16 protein-coding genes are annotated in these 19,922 nt (G+C 48.0%); 4 read left to right on the forward strand and 12 right to left on the reverse strand.

The genetic code is table 11. The features are described 5' to 3' along the window. Nucleotides 1-18: 18 nt before the first annotated feature. The 6 genes from DW642_RS05055 to DW642_RS05080 form a co-directional block, all read right to left on the reverse strand. The gene (locus tag DW642_RS05055) at nt 19-1,137 is read right to left on the reverse strand and encodes a M20/M25/M40 family metallo-hydrolase (RefSeq protein WP_117509479.1); all 1,119 of its coding nucleotides are present in this window, start codon (nt 1,135-1,137) and stop codon (nt 19-21) included. 35 nt (nt 1,138-1,172) lie between these two features. After that, complete coding sequence (locus tag DW642_RS05060; protein ID WP_022462084.1) at nt 1,173-1,931, reverse strand: amino acid ABC transporter ATP-binding protein; 759 nt, start codon at nt 1,929-1,931, stop codon at nt 1,173-1,175. Further along, nucleotides 1,918-2,670 (reverse strand): amino acid ABC transporter permease, encoded by a 753-nt coding sequence (locus DW642_RS05065; RefSeq protein WP_117509480.1) that lies wholly within the window; start codon nt 2,668-2,670, stop codon nt 1,918-1,920. Before DW642_RS05065 ends, DW642_RS05060 begins: the two co-directional genes overlap by 14 nt. 15 nt (nt 2,671-2,685) lie before the next feature. Next, the gene (locus tag DW642_RS05070) at nt 2,686-3,186 is read right to left on the reverse strand and encodes a GNAT family N-acetyltransferase (protein ID WP_117509481.1); all 501 of its coding nucleotides are present in this window, start codon (nt 3,184-3,186) and stop codon (nt 2,686-2,688) included. A gap of 95 nt (nt 3,187-3,281) precedes the next feature. Next, nucleotides 3,282-4,205: a transporter substrate-binding domain-containing protein gene (locus tag DW642_RS05075; RefSeq protein ID WP_117509482.1), complete on the reverse strand. Its 924-nt coding sequence runs from the start codon at nt 4,203-4,205 to the stop codon at nt 3,282-3,284. Between the two features lie 102 nt (nt 4,206-4,307). After that, complete coding sequence (locus DW642_RS05080; protein ID WP_117509483.1) at nt 4,308-5,546, reverse strand: glutathione S-transferase C-terminal domain-containing protein; 1,239 nt, start codon at nt 5,544-5,546, stop codon at nt 4,308-4,310. A 678-nt stretch (nt 5,547-6,224) separates the two neighbouring features. Between DW642_RS05080 and uxuA the strand changes: the two genes are divergently transcribed. The 4 genes from uxuA to DW642_RS05100 all read left to right on the forward strand — a co-directional run bounded on the left by uxuA (nt 6,225) and on the right by DW642_RS05100 (nt 11,855). After that, the gene (gene uxuA, locus DW642_RS05085) at nt 6,225-7,301 is read left to right on the forward strand and encodes a mannonate dehydratase (protein ID WP_117509484.1); all 1,077 of its coding nucleotides are present in this window, start codon (nt 6,225-6,227) and stop codon (nt 7,299-7,301) included. A gap of 15 nt (nt 7,302-7,316) precedes the next feature. After that, complete coding sequence (locus DW642_RS05090) at nt 7,317-8,951, forward strand: mannitol dehydrogenase family protein (protein WP_117509485.1); 1,635 nt, start codon at nt 7,317-7,319, stop codon at nt 8,949-8,951. 17 nt (nt 8,952-8,968) lie between these two features. Then, nucleotides 8,969-10,363: a glucuronate isomerase gene (uxaC, locus tag DW642_RS05095; RefSeq protein ID WP_117509486.1), complete on the forward strand. Its 1,395-nt coding sequence runs from the start codon at nt 8,969-8,971 to the stop codon at nt 10,361-10,363. Between the two features lie 238 nt (nt 10,364-10,601). Continuing rightward, nucleotides 10,602-11,855 (forward strand): HlyC/CorC family transporter, encoded by a 1,254-nt coding sequence (locus tag DW642_RS05100; protein WP_117509487.1) that lies wholly within the window; start codon nt 10,602-10,604, stop codon nt 11,853-11,855. 82 nt (nt 11,856-11,937) lie between these two features. Here DW642_RS05100 and DW642_RS05105 read toward each other — a convergent pair whose 3' ends face one another. The 6 genes from DW642_RS05105 to DW642_RS05130 form a co-directional block, all read right to left on the reverse strand. Further along, nucleotides 11,938-13,302 carry an alpha-L-fucosidase gene (locus DW642_RS05105; RefSeq protein WP_022462075.1) on the reverse strand — a complete coding sequence of 455 codons (1,365 nt, stop codon included), beginning with the start codon at nt 13,300-13,302 and terminating at the stop codon, nt 11,938-11,940. Next, on the reverse strand, nt 13,299-15,614 hold the full coding sequence (locus DW642_RS05110) for a beta-glucosidase family protein (RefSeq protein ID WP_117509488.1): 2,316 nt from the start codon (nt 15,612-15,614) through the stop codon (nt 13,299-13,301). The genes DW642_RS05105 and DW642_RS05110 overlap by 4 nt, the downstream gene beginning before the upstream one ends. Nucleotides 15,615-15,635: 21 nt before the next feature. Then, nucleotides 15,636-16,529, reverse strand: coding sequence for a carbohydrate ABC transporter permease (locus DW642_RS05115; RefSeq protein ID WP_022462073.1), 894 nt, complete (start codon nt 16,527-16,529; stop codon nt 15,636-15,638). A gap of 19 nt (nt 16,530-16,548) precedes the next feature. After that, the gene (locus DW642_RS05120; protein ID WP_022462072.1) at nt 16,549-17,469 is read right to left on the reverse strand and encodes an ABC transporter permease; all 921 of its coding nucleotides are present in this window, start codon (nt 17,467-17,469) and stop codon (nt 16,549-16,551) included. 71 nt (nt 17,470-17,540) lie between these two features. After that, nucleotides 17,541-19,088, reverse strand: a complete 1,548-nt coding sequence (locus DW642_RS05125; RefSeq protein WP_022462071.1) for an ABC transporter substrate-binding protein — start codon at nt 19,086-19,088, stop codon at nt 17,541-17,543. Between the two features lie 95 nt (nt 19,089-19,183). Further along, the gene (locus DW642_RS05130; RefSeq protein WP_117509489.1) at nt 19,184-19,918 is read right to left on the reverse strand and encodes a response regulator transcription factor; all 735 of its coding nucleotides are present in this window, start codon (nt 19,916-19,918) and stop codon (nt 19,184-19,186) included. Nucleotides 19,919-19,922: the final 4 nt, after the last annotated feature.

Here is a 19,922-nt window from a genome sequence, read left to right on the forward strand (position 1 = left end):
TTTTCATCCGGGATCGTCTCAGTCTTCCAGCAGTGCTGCAAGATTCTCCACAATCCGTGCTACCTGGGCAATCTCCGGGATTTTCGTGTACTCGGCACAGCTATGTACCTGGTTCATCGATGTTGCAATGACGAGGCCCTCGATGCCGTGCTGGGCGAAGACGTTGTTGTCGCTGCCGCCGAAGGTTTTTTCGAATGCGGCGGTCAGACCCTCTTTGGCAACGGCGCTCTCATAGTGTTTTGCGGCCACGCCCGTCAGCGGTGTCTCATAGGCATGAATGTTCAGCTTTTCTTCCCAGACAAGTTTGGCACCGATGGCGTCTGCCTCCTGCTGGAAGGTTTTCTGATATGTCGCCAGAAGTCCCATCGCCGTCTCGTGGTTCAGGCTGCGGATTTCGCCTTCGACAAGGCAGCTCTCCGAAACGATATTGGTGCCGGAACCGCCGCCGATTTTTCCGATGTTGGCTGTGGTGCTCTCTGCCACGTGGCCCTGCGGAAGCTGTGCGACTGCACGTGCAGCCGCCTGGATGCTGTTGATGCCGTCCTCCGGGTGAAAACCTGCATGGGCGGCTTTTCCCTGGATTTCTGCTTTAAAAGATACAAGGGTCGGAGCTGCATAGGCTGCCGCGCCGATTGCTCCGCTCAGGTCCAGAACGTACGCTTCTTTTGCCTGCACCTGGCTGTAATCGAAGGCATTCGCACCTTTGCAGTACAGCTCCTCACCGGTTGAAATCAGGATTTCGATCGGGCTGTGCGGCGCTCCTGCCGCAGTGATGTGGCGCACCGCCTCATAGATCGCGGTCACACCGGCCAGATCATCGGCGCCGAGAACAGTTGTGCCGTCGCTCGTTACGGTTCCGTCATCGTGGAAAACAGCCTTTTTCCCTTTTGCGGGCTCCACCGTGTCCATGTGGGCGGCAAAGAGAACCGGCGCACCGTCAATACTGCCCGGGATACGTGCAAACAGATTGCCCGCATTCGAACCGGTCTGCTCCTGTGTATGATCTTCTGTAAAATTCACTCCGATTTCGGCGAATTTTGCTTTCAGAGTGTCCGCCATCTCGCGCTCCTCCAAGGACGGCGAATCGATGGATACCAGCTCCGCAAAAAAATCAGCAATTCTTTTCTCATCTATCATAATATTTTCTCCTACTCTTTGGCTATGTCCGCAATTTAAATAACATACTCAGGCTGCGCCATAATATGCATCTTGCTGAAGAACTCCCGTGTTCTCTGATTCTGCGGATGCTCGAATACTTCTTTCGGTGTTCCGTCTTCTACTACGTGTCCTTTATCAAGGAAGATCACACGGTTCGACACATGGCGGATAAAGTTCATCTCATGGGAAACCAGAAGCATTGTATATCCCTGTGCCGCAACTTTTTTAATAACATCCAGAACCTCTCCAACCAGCTCCGGGTCAAGGGCTGAAGTCGGCTCGTCGAGCAGCAGAATCTGCGGTTTCATGGCGAGGGCTCTTGCGAGCGCCACCCTCTGCTGCTGTCCGCCGGACATATGTTTCGGATAGTGGTTTGCCCATTTCTCCATGCCGACCAGTTTCAGTTCTTCTAATGCAATGGCTCTGGCCTCGTCTTTTTTCATCTTCTTGACAACAATCAGGCCTTCCATCACATTTTCCAGTGCGGTTTTCTTCTCAAACAGATTGAACCGCTGGAACACCATTCCTGTGTTCTGTCTTAAATACAGAAGCTCTTTCGGTTTCCGCTCGGAAAGGCCGATCACCTTGTCCCCGATCGTCACCGTTCCCTTCTCCGGTGTCTCAAGGCGGTTGACGCAGCGCAGAAGCGTTGATTTTCCGGTTCCGGAAGGACCGATGATTCCCACAACATCTCCCTGTTTGATCTCGAGGCTGATGTCGTCGAGCACCACGTTGTCGTTATATTTTTTTGATAAATGATCAATTTTTATCATTTTTCTTACCCTCCCCGTTTGCGGACGCCAGCTCTACCTGGTCCGGAATCCGGATTTTATTTTCAATTACGCGGATGATCTGCTCGATCACCAGTGTTACCAGCCAGTAAATGATGGCCAGTGAAACGTAAACTTCAAAGTAGCGATACGTTCTTCCTCCAATAATCTGGCCCTGTGCGGTAATCTCGACAACGGCGCAGGTAAAGGCAAGAGACGTTCCTTTGATGATACTGATAAAAGAGTTTCCAAGGGTCGGAAGCGCAACCTCAAAGGCCTCCGGCAGAATGATGCGGCGCAGTGTCTGCGGATACGTCATGCCGAGTGCATGTGCTGCTTCGATCTGGCCCAGGTCAACGGACTGCAGGGCCGAACGGATAATCTCAGCCATAAAGCCCGACTGGTTCAGTCCCAGAGCGATCATCGCATAGACGAAACCGGAAATATTGGCAACCGCCAGATTCGTTCCGAACTGCTGGTTGATTGCCTTGAACATCATGGGAATACCAAAGAACGCAACGTACAGCTGTACGATGACCGGCGTGCCGCGGAGCAGTGAAATCAGAAGATTCGTAATCTGCGTCAGCACTCTGATTTTTTTCATTTTGATGATCGCCATCACAAGTCCCAGTCCCAGTCCGATCAGCATAGAAACCACGGCCAGTTCCAGCGTGATCGGCAGCTTTGTCAGCAATTCTGGTATGGATGAAAATACCAGTGAAACGTCAAATAATTTTCCCATGATTTTTTTCCTCTCTTACACGTATTTTTCTACCAGTACACAGGTAAAGCCAAGATTTTTCTTCGGCTTTTTCGGCTCTTCGTCTTTCTTCGGTGCATGGTGGTCGTATACCGACAGGTCAGCGTCCGGATTCAGTTTGTAGCCTAATTTCTCATAAAATCCTGCGGCGCGGTCCTGGCTCGTGATGACGATGTGATCGACACCGTATTCTTTCAGCCATTTCTCAGCGGCTTCGATCAGCACGCGGCCGTATCCGCTTTTCTGTTTTTCTCTGACAACACAGACACGCTCGATTTTTCCTGTCTTTTCCGCCGGAAATGCGATGCGGCAGCCGGCTACCGGCTTGTGATCTTCTGTCAGCAGAATCGCCTGCAGATCATCTTTGCTCTCGTCCTGTCCGAATTCCAGTTCAATCGGAATGTTCTGTCCGCAGCAGAACGCATCGGTTCTGACGTAATCATATGCTTTGTATTTCCACTCTTCGCTTCCCTTTTCTACCCGGTAAATTTCTGCCATGTTTTTCGCTCCTTTTAGAATCGGGAAACGGATGTTCTCGATCCGCTTCCCGTCTGTTTTGTAATCTCTTCTGTTTTTATTTCGAAAACGATATTCTAGTTTGGTGTCTCATCAAAGTATTTCTCGTCCGGGCTGGTGTCCACGCCGAGATACTCGGTTGTGATCTTGGAAAGAGTTCCGTCTTCTTTCATCTCTTTTAAGGCTTTGTCAACATCCTCGCGGAGTGCTGCGCCCTCTTCGTTCTTTCCAAACAGGAAGTAGGTATTGTTCTGCGGGAACAGGAAATCTTCGGTCTCCTCGTCGATCTCGTTTGCTTCCAGCTGATCTTCCAGTCCGAACTGCGGAAGCAGGTTGTCGATGATCGGTCCGTCGTCGATTGCCACATCAGCGGTTCCATCTACGATATGCTGGTAGCGGACCTGGAAGTTTGCATTGGAATATACGATATTGATCTGGTGATCCGGGTTGTCTGTATTCCATTTTTCCAGTGCATTTGCGGTAAGGCTTCCTGCACTCAGCTCAATTTTGTATCCGCGGTCTGCCAGATCGGTAAGAGAAGTCAGCGGCTCATCGCCGGTTCTCTGAATGTATTCGTTGAAGCTGGTTTTATATGGTAAAGAGAAGTAGTAGGATTCTGCTCTCTCATCGGTATATCCATAGTTGTTGACTGCGATGTCGTACTGACCGCTCAGCACACCCTGCAGTGCATCTGCCTGCTCAATTTTCAGTTCATACTGCGGAAGGCGGTTGAACACTTCTTTTACGATATCGATATCGACACCGGTCAGCTCGTTGTCATCATTTACGTAAAAGTACGGTGCCAGTGTGCCGCTTGTTACAGCTTTGATCACTTTTTTCTCACCGGAATCCGATGCGGAGCTGCCTTCTGCGGAAGATGATGCTGCGGAACCGCTGCTGCTTCCTGCATTTGCTGATGCATTGCTTCCGCATCCTGCAAAGCTTGCTGCCAAAAGGCCCGCCGCTGCCAATACTGCCCAGAATTTCTTTGTCTTTTTCATAATAAAATCCTCCTCATTTCCTCGTTCTTTTCAGTTCCGGCCGCACCCCGGCTGCCTGAGAGTGTTCCACCAGAGCGCTCCGGATTCTTCTGTCTTATCTCTTTATAAAAGTCCTTTCAGCGGATTAATCGATGCATCCACGGAAAGTACGCCGTTCTTCGGGTTTCTGTCTTCCCATTTCGGGCTGTTCCAGATGGTTTTTGAGATTTCTCCTGCGTAATCCTCGTAGGTCTCTCCCTCCGGATGGCGAAGGAATACTTCATCCGGTGTTTTGCTGAGTGTTCTTCTCGATCCATCGTCTTCCATCAGCTTCTCGAAATCTACTTTTGCAAGGATTCGTTCGTTGTATCCGCGGAAGAGAACCTCTCCTAATTTCTTTCCAGGTCTCGAAAGTGCCACCACCTGCGGATCGCTTCCGTGACGGAAGGCCGGGATCGCATACAGCTCTTTTAAGTAGCCCCAGATATTTTTGTAATCACGAATCGGTTTCTTCACCGGTCCTACGTTGTGGAAGTAGCTGACATCCCAACGGATCAGAGTGACGTAAGCGCGGACATCGCTGTCGGTGATGTAGTCGCCGAACAGGAAACGGTTCGTCTCCAGCCGTTTGTCCAGCTTATCGAGGGATTCATAGAAATCTTCGTATGCCTCATCGTATGCTTCCGGTGACTGGCAGAATGCCATGCGGTAATGGCCGTTGTTGACATGCGGGAAGAGCCAGTCGTTAAACTCATCGATCTCTTTCCGGAATTTTTTCGGGTACAGGTCCGGCGCATCTTTTGGCTGGAATGGACGGAACTGCACTTCGAGATAGTTCGTAAGGCGGTGATAATCGTTGTTCACAGCCTTTTTCTCTTTGACATCCACCAGGGTCGGTGTCGTTGCTCTTCCTTTGAAGTCCGGGTTTGCTCTTTTATAGAACTCACTTAAGAAGTAAGCGCCTGTCGCCGGATCCTTGAAATCCAGATACTGTCCGAATGCATGTCCGTAACGGTTTGTCTCGCCGGATGGAGAAACTCTCGTCTCCGAGATCACATCCTGCAGTCCTAAAAGCTCCCGCACGATGATCGGACGGTTGGACCAGTTGCATCCGGTTGCCCAGTAGATCCCGAAGCGGTTTGCTTCTGCTTTCAGGCCGCCTTCTTTATCGCCGAATGGCTGGATAAATGCATTTGGCTGACGGATGAAAGCGCCGCGCTCATCGATCTCTACAAGGGTTTCATTTGGTCTTGGGTCTACTCCGACTTCTGCTGCAAACTGTTCTGCCAGTGCATCGGTGTATTTGATTTCTTCGGTTTCTTTATTTTCAACTGGGGTGAAGCTGCATCCGCATCCGCTCATGTTTTTGTCCTCCGTTTTCTATGTCTGTTTATTATCTATTCTTATGTTGTTCATTCGCATTTCTTTTAAAAAAGGTTAAAAAAATAGCAGGCATTCGTTCCGGCCTGCCCGCACATGCAATTTCTGCTATGCTTTTTCTGCCTGCGAATGTTTCTTATTTTTCTTTATTCTGATTGGAGCTGCAGCAACAGCAACAACACATCTCCATCATTCTGTTCTCCTGCATTCGTCTGTTGTCTGTTTTTTTCATTTGCTGTTCTCCTTTCCTACTAAGTCGATATGTTTAATGTGTTTCTCGATTACATGGCATATTATAATGCATATTTTTTCTATGTGCAACCCCTAAAACGCCTTTTGGTAATTGTTATTTCGATGAATCGCTTATAGGTTTTTCCTATTGGTTAGTCACATCAGAAAGATATTACTTATCACACCTGTAGGCTGATTTTGCTTTTTCCCGGCCAACCGCCGCAACTTTTGCAATGTGCTCAACAATTCTTGCCATGGCTTTTTTCTTAAGAAACGATACAATAAAAAGCAAAGAACACCACTTGCAAAATACAATGTACTCTCGGAATCTTTCTGTGCTTGTTTTTGTGAGATGATTTTCCGCCAGCCGCAAAGGCAAGTGCAGAAAGATTCCGAGAGTACATTACAAAATAAAGGAGAGTTTTTCTTATGGAAATGACATTTCGCTGGTATGGTTCCAAATTTGATACCGTTACCTTAGAGCAGATCCGCCAGATTCCGGGCGTAACCGGAGTCATCACAACCCTGTACGACACTACCCCGGGCGAGGTGTGGACACGCGAAGCGATTCACGCGTTAAAAGAAGAGGTTGAGGCCTCTGGACTTCACATCTCCGGCATCGAGAGCGTCAACATCCACGACGCCATCAAAATCGGCAGCCCGGACCGTGAGCAGTACATCGATAATTATATTGAAACGTTAAAGCACCTCGGCGAGGAAGACATTCACCTTGTCTGCTATAACTTCATGCCGGTCTTCGACTGGACCAGAACAGAACTCGCACGCGTCCGTCCGGACGGCTCGACCGTACTTGCCTACAAACAGTCCGCCGTAGACGCACTTGTTCCGGAAAAAATGTTTGAATCTATCGCAGGTGATGCAAACGGCGCAATTCTTCCTGGCTGGGAGCCAGAGCGCATGGCAAAAGTGAAAGAGCTCTTTGACGCTTACCGCGATGTGGATGATGAGAAACTGTTTGCCAACCTCAAATACTTCCTCGAACGCATCATGCCGGTCTGCAACGAGTACGACATCAAAATGGCCATTCACCCGGACGACCCGGCATGGAGTGTCTTCGGTCTTCCGAGAATCATCATTAATAAAGAAAACATTCTGCGCATGATGAAGATGGTCGATGACCCGCACAACGGCGTGACCTTCTGCTCGGGTTCCTACGGAACAAACCTGGAGAACGATCTGCCGGATATGATCCGTTCCTTAAAGGGCCGCATCCACTTCGCTCACGTCCGCAATCTGAAATTCCACAGCCAGCAGGATTTCGAGGAGGCCGCACACCTTTCCTCTGACGGCAGCTTCGATATGTATGAGATCATGAAAGCGCTGTACGACATCGGCTTCGACGGCCCGATCCGCCCGGACCACGGACGTATGATCTGGGGCGAGAAGGCAATGCCGGGCTATGGACTGTATGACCGCGCACTCGGCGCGACTTATTTAAACGGACTCTGGGAAGCTATTGACAAGAGTCACAAACGTGGAATTTAAAGGAGGTTTTTACTGATGTCTCTTAACTTAACAGCTGCCGGACTGGCAGATCACAAAGCGTGGGAAGCCGCAGGCTATGCGCTTCCATCCTATGACCGCGAAGCAATGATCACCCGCACGAAAGAATCTCCGTGCTGGGTGCATTTCGGAGCCGGAAATATTTTCCGTGCCTTCCAGGCAAATACAGCACAGGAACTGCTGAACAACGGTACCTTTGACCGCGGTGTCATCGTTGCGGAGGGCTTCGATACAGAAATCATCCGTGATATGTACCAGCCGCACGATAATTTAAGCATTCTGGTGACCTTAAAAGCCGATGGTTCTGTCGAGAAAACCGTTGTTGGAAGCATCGCAGAATCGCTGGCTGCCGATACGGCAGATTCTCCGGATTTTGCCCGGTTAAAAGAAATCTTTACCAAGGATTCCCTGCAGATGGCGACGTTTACGATCACCGAAAAGGGATATTCCCTGAAAAGCGGTGCGGGCGAACTGCTGCCGTCTGTTGCTGCCGATTTTGCTGCCGGACCTTCTTCCGTTACCAGCTATATGGGAAAAGTTGCTTCTCTTTTATATGAAAGATTTCTTGCAGGTGAAAAACCGTTTGCGATGGTCAGCACCGACAACTGCTCCCACAATGGCGAAAAACTTTCCCTTGCCCTGACAGCCTATGCTTCTGCATGGGAAGAAAACAAGCTGGTACAGCCAGGCTTCCTCTCCTATCTGCAGAACCCGGAAAAAGTCAGCTTCCCGTGGACCATGATCGACAAGATCACCCCGCGGCCGGATGGTTCCATCGAAAAGATACTCGAGGAGAACGGCCTCGCTGATGCACAGCCGATCGTCACCTCCCGCCACACCTACGTTGCTCCGTTCGTCAATGCAGAGGAATGCCAGTACCTCGTAGTCGAAGATCATTTCCCGAACGGACGGCCGCCGATGGAAAAGAGCGGATGGATCTTTACCGACCGGGAAACTGTCAACAAAACAGAGCGCATGAAGGTCTGCACCTGCCTGAACCCGCTGCACACCGCACTCGCTGTGTTCGGCTGCCTGCTGGACTACGAACTGATCAGTGAGGAGATGAAAAATCCGGTACTGAAAAAGCTCGTGGAGCGCATCGGATATATCGAAGGACTTCCGGTTGTCACCGATCCTGGTATTCTCTCTCCGAAGCAGTTTATCGATGAAGTGCTGAACATCCGCATCCCGAATCCGTTTATGCCGGATACGCCGCAGCGAATTGCAACCGATACGTCACAGAAGCTGTCGATCCGGTTCGGTGAGACGATCAAATCGTATCTTGCTTCTCCGGAGCTGTCACTCTCGGATCTTCAGGCAATTCCGGCTGTATTTGCGGGATGGCTGCGGTATCTGATGGGCGTGGATGACAACGGCGATGCATTTGATCTGAGCCCGGATCCGCTGCTTGCCACGGTCCGCCCGTATGTGCAGGATCTGAAACTCGGCGCACCGGCTGACCGTGAGGCGCTTTCCAAAACGCTGGCTCCGCTGCTCTCCGATGCTTCGATTTTCGGTGTGGATCTGATTTTCGCCGGACTTTCTGACCGTGTGCTGAATGCTTTTGTCTCGATGCTTCAGGGACCTGGCGCTGTGGCAGATACGCTTGCTGCGCTGACTGCTCAATTCTAAAAGGGAGGTATTTCCATATGAAACCTTTTATGGACGCTGACTTTCTGCTGCAGACCGATACGGCGAAAACACTGTACCACGAGGCGGCTGAAAAAATGCCCATTTTTGACTATCACAACCATCTGAATCCACAGGAGATTCTCGAAGACCGCCAGATGGAGAATCTGACACGCGTCTGGCTCGGCGGAGATCATTATAAATGGCGTGCCATGCGTGCGATGGGCTTTTCGGAGGATCTGATCACCGGAAACGCCGATGATTACGACAAATATCTGGCGTTTGCCGAGACGATTGAGAACGCGATCGGCAATCCTTTATACCACTGGACACATCTGGAGCTGCAGCGGTACTTCGGCATCACGACACCGCTCTCCCGCGCAACAGCGAAGGAGATCTGGGATGAGGCGAATGCAAAACTGCAGACGAAGGAGTTTACCGTGCGCAATCTGATTCTGAACCAGCATGTGTCGCATCTGTGCACCACCGACGATCCTGCAGATGATCTGCACTGCCATCTGGCATTACAAAAGGAATACTTTGCCTGCCGCGTTCTGCCGTCCTTCCGCCCGGACCGCGCCGTTCATCTCGAAAAGCCGGATTTCCCGGAATACGTGGAAAAGCTTGCCGCTGCCGCCGGCAGGACGATTGCATCCGCAGAGGATATGGTGCATGCCCTCTCCTGCCGCCTCGACTTCTTCCTCTCCGCCGGCTGCGTTGTCAGCGACCACAGCCTTGAGGACTGCTTCTATGTGCCATGCACGGCTGCTGAGGCGAATGATGTATTTGAAAATCGCATGAACGGCGGTGCTCTCACTGAAAAAGAGCTCGGCATGTACAAGGGCTTCCTTCTGACGAACCTCGGACGGCTGTATCACAAGCACAATATCGCCATGCAGCTTCATATCAAAGCGCTCCGCAACAACTCGAAGCGGATGTTCCGTGCACTTGGTGCCGATACCGGTTTTGACAGCATGAACGATTTCGCCTTTGCCCCGATGCTCGGTGCTTTCTTAAACGATATGGACGAGGATGACGCACTGCCGAAAACCGTGCTCTACTCCCTGAACCCGGGCGACAACCCGATGCTTGCAAGCATGGCCGGAAACTTTGCTGCGCCTGGCATCCGCTCAAAAGTGCAGTTCGGTACCGCATGGTGGTTCAACGATCACAAATCCGGCATGGAATCCCAGCTTGCGACGCTTTCCAGCATCGGCATGCTCTCCACCTTCATCGGCATGCTGACCGACTCCCGCAGCTTCCTCTCCTTCCCGCGCCACGAATATTTCCGCCGGATTCTCTGCAATCAAATCGGAAACTGGGTGGAAAACGGGGAGTACCCGGCGAACCTGGAGTTTCTGAAAGAGATGGTGGAAAATATCAGCTACAACAATGCGGTTTCGTATTTCCTGTGATTTTCGCATGTCTTATTGACAATTATTCCCACATACCGTACAATAAAAGGGATTACTGATCAACGAAAGGATTACAGAAACATGGACGACTCAGGCAGTATGCCTCGACGATGCTTTATTTTCATCATTTGATAAACGGAGACATAATCTATCTTTGATTCCGCCAGATTCAAGATAGGTTATGTCTTTTTGTACATTTTTTGCATCGTGTCCCGGTTTCCTAAGAAAGGAAAAACAAATGAACAGCGACATTGTGTCACTCATCATCATTCTTATCTGCGTCATGCTCTCAGCCTACTTTTCGGCGACGGAGACTTCTTTCACCTCGCTGAACCGCATCCGCATGAAAAATATGGCAGAAAAAGGCGACAAGCGGGCGGAACTGGTGTTAAAGCTGCTGGAGAACTTTGACAAGCTGCTCTCCACGATTCTCGTCGGCAACAACATCGTCAACATCGGACTCAGCTCCCTTGCCACGGTGCTTTTTATCAAGCTTCTCGGCGGCGACTCCGGTGCGACGGTTTCCACGATCGTAACCACTATCGTGGTCCTGATCTTCGGCGAAGTTTCCCCGAAAAGCATTGCAAAAGAATCTCCGGAGACGATCGCCAAATTTTCCGCACCGTTTCTCCACATTCTGATGATCGTGCTGACCCCGGTGACGTTTTTCTTTTCCCAGTGGAAGAAGCTGCTCTCCCGCATCTTCAAATCCTCGGAAAACCACGGCATCACCGATGAGGAACTGATGACCATCGTCGAGGAGGCGACCCAGGAGGGCGACATCGACGACCAGGAAGGCGATCTGATTCAGAATGCAATCGGCTTCATGGAGATGGAGGCCGCAGAGATCTTTACTCCGCGTGTCAACGTCATCGGCATTCCGCTCGATGCGACGAAATCCGAGATCGCTAAGACTTTCTCCGACACCGGATTTTCCCGGCTGCCGGTGTATGATGATGATATCGACCACATTGTGGGAATTGTGTATCAGAAGGATTTCCACAACCACATTTACCACACCAACAAACCGCTAAGCAGCATCATCCGCCCGGCGCTCTTTGTAACCGAGAATACGAAGGTCGGCCCGCTGCTGAAAAAAATGCAGGCGAAGAAATCGCATATTGCCATTATCATTGATGAATTCGGCGGCACCGACGGTATCATCACCATGGAAGATATCCTCGAAGAGCTCGTCGGCGAAATCTGGGATGAGCATGATGCGGTTGTACAGGAAATCCAGAAAGTTTCCGAAAACGAATACCTCGTGACCGGAACGGCAAGCATCGACAAGGTGTATGAAGAGCTCGATATTGACAAAGAATTTGACGTCTTTACGGTCAGCGGATGGATCATGGGGATCCTCGAGCGCGTGCCAAAGGAAGGCGATCATTTCGTCTCGGATGGCCTCGACGTAACCGTACTGAAAATGGCAGACCGGAGAGTCGACAAGGTACGGATCGTGCGGCTGCCGAAGGATGAAAATGAACAGTAAGTAATTGATACGATTTACACGCAAAAAACGGATCGAACATCTGATTTTAAAGTCAGATACTCGATCCGTTTTTTTGTATCCTCTATTCTTCTTTCAGACCGTCCGCAAGTCCATACACATCATTTTCCCGTCCTTTGCAGCCCTCCCATACAATCGGTTCTGCAAAGGTAAGTTTCAGAATGGTATCAATGCTGTCGCGCTCCGGAATCGGGACGGAGATCGAAAAGGTTCCGTTTTCTTCCGTCAGTTCTGCTTTTCCGCCGGAAATCACTTCCCATTTTTCCATTGTATTCCCCGGAATTTCAAACGTGATCTGATCTTTTTCCCATTCCAGAATATGCACATAAACAATATTGTCGCGGTACGTCGTTCCGCCCCAGCGGTCCGCAATCACAGGGCCGCCGCGCAGGCCGTACAGCGTTTCGCCGTATTTCGAAAGCCATTCTCCGGCCTGGCGCAGGCGTTCTACCTGCTCCTCATCCATTTTTCCCGTTCCGTCCGGGCCGATATTCAGCAGATAATTGCCGTCCCGCACAGCGATTGAAACCAGATTCTGAATCAGCTGGCGCAGCGGCAGCACTGGTCTGCCCGGGATATAGCCCCAGGAATCCGCAATACAGTCGTTGCTGTCCCACGGCTTGTCCGTCCGCATCCCGTCGATTCTGCGTTCCCGCACATGGAAATCGCCTTCCCAGCCGCCGCGGTTATTGATCATAATATCCGGCTGCAGCTGTCGAATTTCATTTATCAGTTTCTCCGACTCCCAGAAATAATTGACCCTCATATATTCACTGGTCTGCCAGTCATCTTTCCTGTACCAGCCTCTTTCTCCATTCCAGTCCATTCCTCCAAGTGCAAGCCACTCACCGTCGAACCAGAGCAGATCAATCTTTCCATAATTACTCATCAGCTCCATCAGCTGATCATGGCACTGTTTTTTCAGTGCCTCTGCACTCTCCCAGTAAAGATCCGGCATGAAATATCCTGGAAAGCGCCAGTCGAGAGGAGAATAATAAAAGCCAACTTTCATTCCTTCTTTCCGGCACGCCTCCACATATTCTTTAACAAAATCCCGATGTGCAGCTCCTTTCATTGCGGTAAAATCACTGCATTTCGAATCGAACAGGCAAAAGCCATCGTGGTGGCGTGTTGTCAGCACCATGTACTTCATCCCCGCTGCCTTTGCATTTTTGGCCCACTGTTCCGCATCAAAATTTTCTGCAAGAAAGTCATCCTTCAGTGTCTCATACTTCCGCACATCCAGATGCTCATTCATCAGCACCCATTCCCCTTTTCCGAGCATCGAATATACTCCCCAGTGAATAAACATGCCAAACTTTGCATCCCGGAACCATTTCATCTGTTCTTCCGACAGTTTTTCTACCTTTTCCGGTCTGTAATTTTTTCTTGCCGCCGGAAAGGATTTCATTTCTTCTATTGTTTTCATTTTTTCTCCAAACTCCGCATCTTTTCCCGGTAGTCATGATACAGTTCTTGATTTACCTTTTCCAATATAGCAATTAATTCTGAATCTGTCATCTCATTCCAGATCATCAGGTGAACGATACGAATGGGCTGAGAAAGAAGCATTTCTCTTACATTTTTCTCTTCTTTCAGACGCTGCGCGAAGATTCCTCCTGCTTTTTCTGTAATTTTACGATACAGCTCTTCAAAAATCTGTTCCCCAGCCTTCGTTTCCAGCAGACGCTCCGTTTTATCCCATCCCTGGATCTGTTTTGGTACTGGAAAAACCGGTGTTACTTCGATCTTCTGTGCTGCACGGATATCCTGTACTGAAAATCCAAGCTCAAGTCCATACATTCCCTGCGGTACCGTCCGCTCATCAACGCGTTCATCGTAGAGTTCAAACAGTTCACGTGAAATAGAAAATACAAACTCTTTTTCTTCTCCCGCCTCCAGTATGATTTTCTGAAAATCGCGAAGTTCCCTGGCTGGCCTTGCTTTCCATGCTCTTGGATTTTTCACATAGAGCTGAACGACCTGAGCCCCTTTTCTGTTGCCCGTATTTTTAATTTTTCCACGCAGAACTGTTTTCTCACAATCTGTGATTTTCTCCTGCTCCACGCTGCACTCCGTAATTTCAAATGTTGTATACGAAAGTCCGAATCCAAACGGAAACTGCACCGGAATTTTTTTCGTCTCGTATCCTCGGTAGCCCATAAACATACCCTCGCGGTACGTCACCTGCTCCGTCTGCTCTGCAAAATTTTCATCCGAGATAATCTGTTCCCGGAACGCCGGAACTGACACAGGCATATGTCCGGACGGATTCACCTCTCCGCTTATCACTTTCACAATCGCTCTTCCAATCCCCTGACCGCCGTAGAAGCATTCCAGAATTGCCTTTACTTCGTCGGCCCACGGCATGGCAACGGCTCCGCCGTTCATCACAACCGCAATTACATTCGAATTAACTGCAGCAATTTCTTTTAAAAGAGCCACCTGGTATTCCGGCAGTTCATATTGCACACGGTCATTTCCTTCTCCTTCAAAACCAAAATCCATAGCAAGGAAAAACAGAACCGCATCTGCATCCGCTGCTGTTTTCACCGCCTCATCCCGGAGTTTTTGCTGCTCCGCTTCACTTCCCGCATTGTTCCTGCGATATCCCATCGCAAACGGTGTATTATCTGCTCCGTTCCATTTTTCTGCACATTCCCAGGCGTCTTCTTTTCCTGCTCCTTCTACTTTTCCGGAGCCCTCCGCCTGAAACAGAGGTTCTCTCGCATATTCTCCAATAACCGCCAGCTTTCTGCCCTGCTGCTGCGGCAGAATATCCTCTTTATTTTTCAGCAGAACAATGGCTTCTTCTGCTGCTGCGCAGACTTTTTCATGATTTTCTTTTAAAAGCAGCTCTCGTTCTTCCTCTGTCTTTTTCGTTTTCGGAATCTTCCACTTTCTCGCATTTCGTATGATGCATTCTGCCCGCTCACGGATCACGTGTTCGTCCAGTCTGCCCTGTTTCCACTGCTCCACCATATAAGCAGTGCTTTTTCCATCCGTTCCCGGCATTTCAAGATCCAGTCCTGCCTCTGCCGATTTCACCCGATCGTCCAGTCCGAACCAGTCCGTCATGACCAGTCCGTCAAATCCCCATTCTTTTCGAAGAATATCGAACAGCCAGCGGTTTTCTGCACAGTATGTTCCATTGATCTTCGAAAGGCTCGTCATGACCGCTGCCGGTTTTCCCTCACGGATTGCAATTTCAAATGCTTTTAAATACAGATCCCGCAGGACATCTTCCTCACAGATTACATTCAGATATTCCCGTTCGGTCTCCTGATTATTTGCAGCAAAGTGCTTGATACATGCGCCGACCTGCTGTGACTGCACGCCGCGGATATAGGCACCTCCCAGTCTTCCTGCAAGAAGCGGATCCTCGGAAAGATATTCCACATTTCTTCCGCAGAGGGGATTCCGTTCCAAATTAACCGCCGGTCCCAGCACCAGATCCACTCCGTACGCAGCCGCCTCTGATCCAATGATTGTTCCTACCTGCTCTGCTACATCCGGGTTCCAGGATGCCGCTACTGCTACTCCCGCCGGCAGACAGGTCGCCGGTTCACTTCGATTAATGCCAAGAGAATCCTTATCCTTTTTCTGATAGCGAAGCCCCATCGGTCCATCGCTCATTTCCAGGGATGGAATATCGTATTCCGGCAGTGCTTTTGTATTCATAAACTGATCGCCGCAGAGAAGCGAAATCAGTTTTTCTGTTTCCATCTCTTTTATTTTCATTTGCTTTCCCCCAATTTTTTCTCAGCCTTTTACAGCTCCAATAGAAATTCCTTTTACAAAATATTTCTGTACGAATGGGAATACGATCAGAATCGGAAGCAGTCCGACGATGGCGATTGCCATACGCACGGTCTCCTGCGGGATTCCCCCTCCTACGCTGGCCAGGTTGATATTACTGTTCGCATTTTTGGAAAGAAATTCGATGTTTTTAATCATATTATTCAAAAGCTGCTGAATGCTGAATTTGTTAGTATCTGTAATATAGTATAATCCATTCGTCCAGTCATTCCAATAACCAAGTCCGGCAAATAATCCGACCGTTGCAATGATCGGTTTACACATAGGAAGAACTACTTTGCGGAATACCTGAAACTCTGTTGCACCATCAATTTTGGCAGCCTCACTTAATGCCGCCGGTACATTTGACTGAATATACGTTCTTGTCAGAATCACATTAAAAGCACTCATCAGCAGACCCGGTATAATTAATGCCGGAATCGTATTTTTCATGTGCAGGTAGCGGGTATACATAATATAGGTCGGTACCAGTCCACCATTAAACAGCATCGTGAAAAACAGATAAAATGCAAGAAATGTTTTTCCAGGAAATTTCTCATGTGCCAGTACATACGCATACAAAAGTGTCATCATCACGCCAATCGTTGTTCCAATCGCGGTTACCAGAATGGTGATTCCATATGCATGGAAAACCTGTGCCCTCTCGTTCCAAATGTACCTGTATGCTTCCAGACTCAGTTCTTTTGGGAAGAAAGAATATCCATGCAGCACAATCTCATTGTTGCTTGTAAACGATGCAACCACCAGAAGCACCAGCGGAATCACCATAATCAGTGAAATCAATGCCAGAACTACCGTGATCATTCTCTGATAACGCCGTTCCTGTTTTCCTACCATAATTTTGTCCTCTTTTCTGTCAGAACAGTGCATTCTCACTGCTGTAACGTTTTGTAAGCCAGTTTGCAATCATGACAAGTGCAAATCCCATCAGCGACTGATATACACAGGCTGCCGATGACATACTGATGTCACCCAGCTCAATCAGTCCTCGATATACGTAAGTATCAATCGTGTTGGTTGCATTGATCAGCGCTCCCGAGTTCATTGGTACCTGATAAAACAGACCAAAATCAGAATAGAAAATTCTTCCGATGGACAGCAGTGTCATTGTGACTACTGTAGATTTCAGCAGCGGAAGGGTAATACATTTGATTTTATGCCATCTTGTTGCTCCGTCAATCTCAGCTGCCTCATACATTTCCTGGTCAATTCCAAGAATCGCTGCCAGATAAATAATGGATGAATATCCGGCTCCCTTCCAGCAGTTTACAAAAATCAGGATGAATGGCCAGTATTTTGACTCGGTGTAAAATGAGATATTTTCTTTTCCAAGAGAAGTCAGCAGTCCATTAACAAAGCCAGTACGTCCGCTTAAGAACGCATATACCAGATAGCTGACAATGATAATCGAAATCAAAGATGGAATCAGAACAGCAGACTGAAAAATTTTCACTTTTGTCTTGCTTCTTAATTCACTCAGTAAAATTGCAATCAGAATAGATACCGTCGTATTAACGACAATAAATGCAAAATTGTATAATAATGTGTTTCTTGTAATCAGTGCTGCATCCGGTGTTTTAAACAGATATTCAAAGTTGGAAAGCCCCGCCCAGTCACTGTGCAAAATTCCTTTTGCAAAATTCAAATGTTTAAAAGCAATGATGATACCGGTCATCGGCACATAGTTATTAATTAAAAGATATAAAAATCCCGGCGCTACCATTATATATAATGGAAATGCTCTTTTTATATTTTTCCATGTTTTCTTTTTTCCCATAGAAATCCCTCTTTTTCTGTCTCAAAAGCCAGGGCCGGCCGATTCTCATCGTCCGACCCTGTCTGCCTTGTTTATTTATTTGCAAGCCATTCGTCTACCTGTTTCTGCATATCTTCGATAATATTGTCGATACCTGCTGATTTCAGTTCTTCATTGAACTGCGGCAGTGTCGTACTTGGATCTGCATCGCCGTTTTCGATGATTGCTTTATATTTATCTGTTACGTTTGTAATTGCTGTAATTTCATTTTTTACATTTGTCGTGTCATAAATGAATCCATACAGCGGAGATTCCTGTGCAGTATCATTGTATTCCGTAAATTTCTCGTATACATTTTCCGGATCAGTTTCCCATGCATAGCCAACAGAACCATTACCACAGAGCCACAGCTCGTTGCCCCAGCCTACCGAATCAGAAGTTACTCCATCTGGATAAGATGCAATTCCATCCGATACAACATAATCTTTGCCTTCAATTCCATATCGGAACAGATTCTGGAAGTCGGAGTCTGAGTACAGCAGATTCAGGACTGCAAGAGCTTTTTTCGGGTTCTCGCACTGTGCCGGAATTGCCCACTGGCAGAAGTTAACAGAGGAGGTACTGATAGTGCTTCTTCCAATCGGAATCGAAACGATTTCTTTACCGGAGTTCATTGTTTCCTGTGTTGCAGTTCCCGGATGCTGGTTTCCATAATAGCTGAACGCTGTATTGGCACGGAACAGATCCTGACGGGTTGTTGTATTCGTTGTAGAATCTGGCATAAAATAGCCTTTCTGGTTCCAGTCATATGCTTTTTCAGCCATCTCTTTGTACTTTTCTGTGTCATACGTATTAATAACGGTGATTCCATCGGATGCATCATCATCGATATCAACGCCGACACCTGAAGTTACAACATCAAACTCTCCTTTTACATAGTTCAGGAAACATCCATTGTTCAGATCCGACGGAATCATCGGATAAAGTTCCGGATGTACTTCCTGGCATTTTTTCAGTACTTCCTCGATATCATCAAAGTTTTTGATATCTTCCGCTTTATATCCAAGCTCTTCCAGAATGTCTGCCCGGCACATAAATCCTGCCTGGGATGCAAGGTCACGATACGTCGGCAGTCCATACAGATTACCGTCGAAATAGCATGCTTCAATATAACGTTCCATTGCACTGTATGCATCCGGTGCATACGTCTCTATCAGATCATTGATTGGATAGAGCTGTCCTCTCTGTCCATCTTCACGAATATTGGACATCAGAAATACCATATCCAGTTTTTCACCGCTCGAAAGCATCAGGTTCGTCTGGTCGTTATAAGCACCCCATTCAATAATCTGAAGTTTTACTTTTGCATCTACCTTTTCTCCGATGATCTCATTCATTGCATCCTCTACGGCCTGCATATCTGCCGGTGATGCATTAGATCCTGGCCATACCATCAGAAGTTCTTCTGTTTTTCCATCCTTCAGATCGGATGTACTATCTCCTGCTTCACTTTGGTTCGATGCTGTTGTCTGCGCAGAATCTGCCTTTGTGCTGTCCGAACTCTTGCTGTCCCCACATCCTGCAAGAAGTGATGCGGTCATTGCCGCCATCAAAACTGCTGCTGCCATTTTCTTTCTCATTTGTGTTACCTCCCGTGTTTTTTGATGGTTTTATCTTACCGCACTTCCACTTCTCTCTCAATTTCAATCCCGACCCGTTTTATAACAAAAACGACTTATCCTTTTGCTTTTGCCGCACGATATTCCAATGGTGTACGTTCGGTCTGTTTTTTAAATATTTTAGAAAAATAGGCCGGCGAATCATAGCCTGTCCGAATACTGATTTCAGAAATCGACAGCGTCGTCTCCCGCAGCATTTTCTTTGCCATCAAAATTCGATAATGCTGTACATACTCCATCAGTGTATATCCTGTCTGTTTCTTAAACTCCCGGTTGATATGATCCTGGTTCAGATGCACCAATTCTTCAATCTTCTTTCGTGTAATCACTTCACTGTAATGGCTTTCCAGATACTTTTTAATCGTATTGACCGCATCTGCCATCTCCGGATCTGCTTCCGGTTTGTTTTTTGTTTTATACTCCTCCAGCTTTTCCACTGCTGAAGCAATTGTTTCTTCCAGTTCATCAAATGCAATCGGTTTCAGTAAATACCGGTAAACCCCAAGGGAAATTGCACTTCTCGCATAATTAAAATCCGGGTACCCAGTCAGAATAATATTGATAATTTCAGGATACATATCCTGAATCCATTGAATCAGACTCAGACCATTCTCTTTTGGCATTTCAATATCGCAGATCACAAGATCAATTTTGGAACTACTGATAATGTCCCGTGCAAGATCCGTATTGTAGGCCGTAAAAACCTTTTGAATTCCCTTCTTTTTCCAGTCAATTGCCTTCTCCATAATATGCAGCATGGCAATTTCATCATCTACCAGCAGCAGATTCATTTTT

This window comes from Blautia sp. AM23-13AC, assembly GCF_003435675.1.
Classification (GTDB): domain Bacteria; phylum Bacillota; class Clostridia; order Lachnospirales; family Lachnospiraceae; genus Fusicatenibacter; species Fusicatenibacter saccharivorans.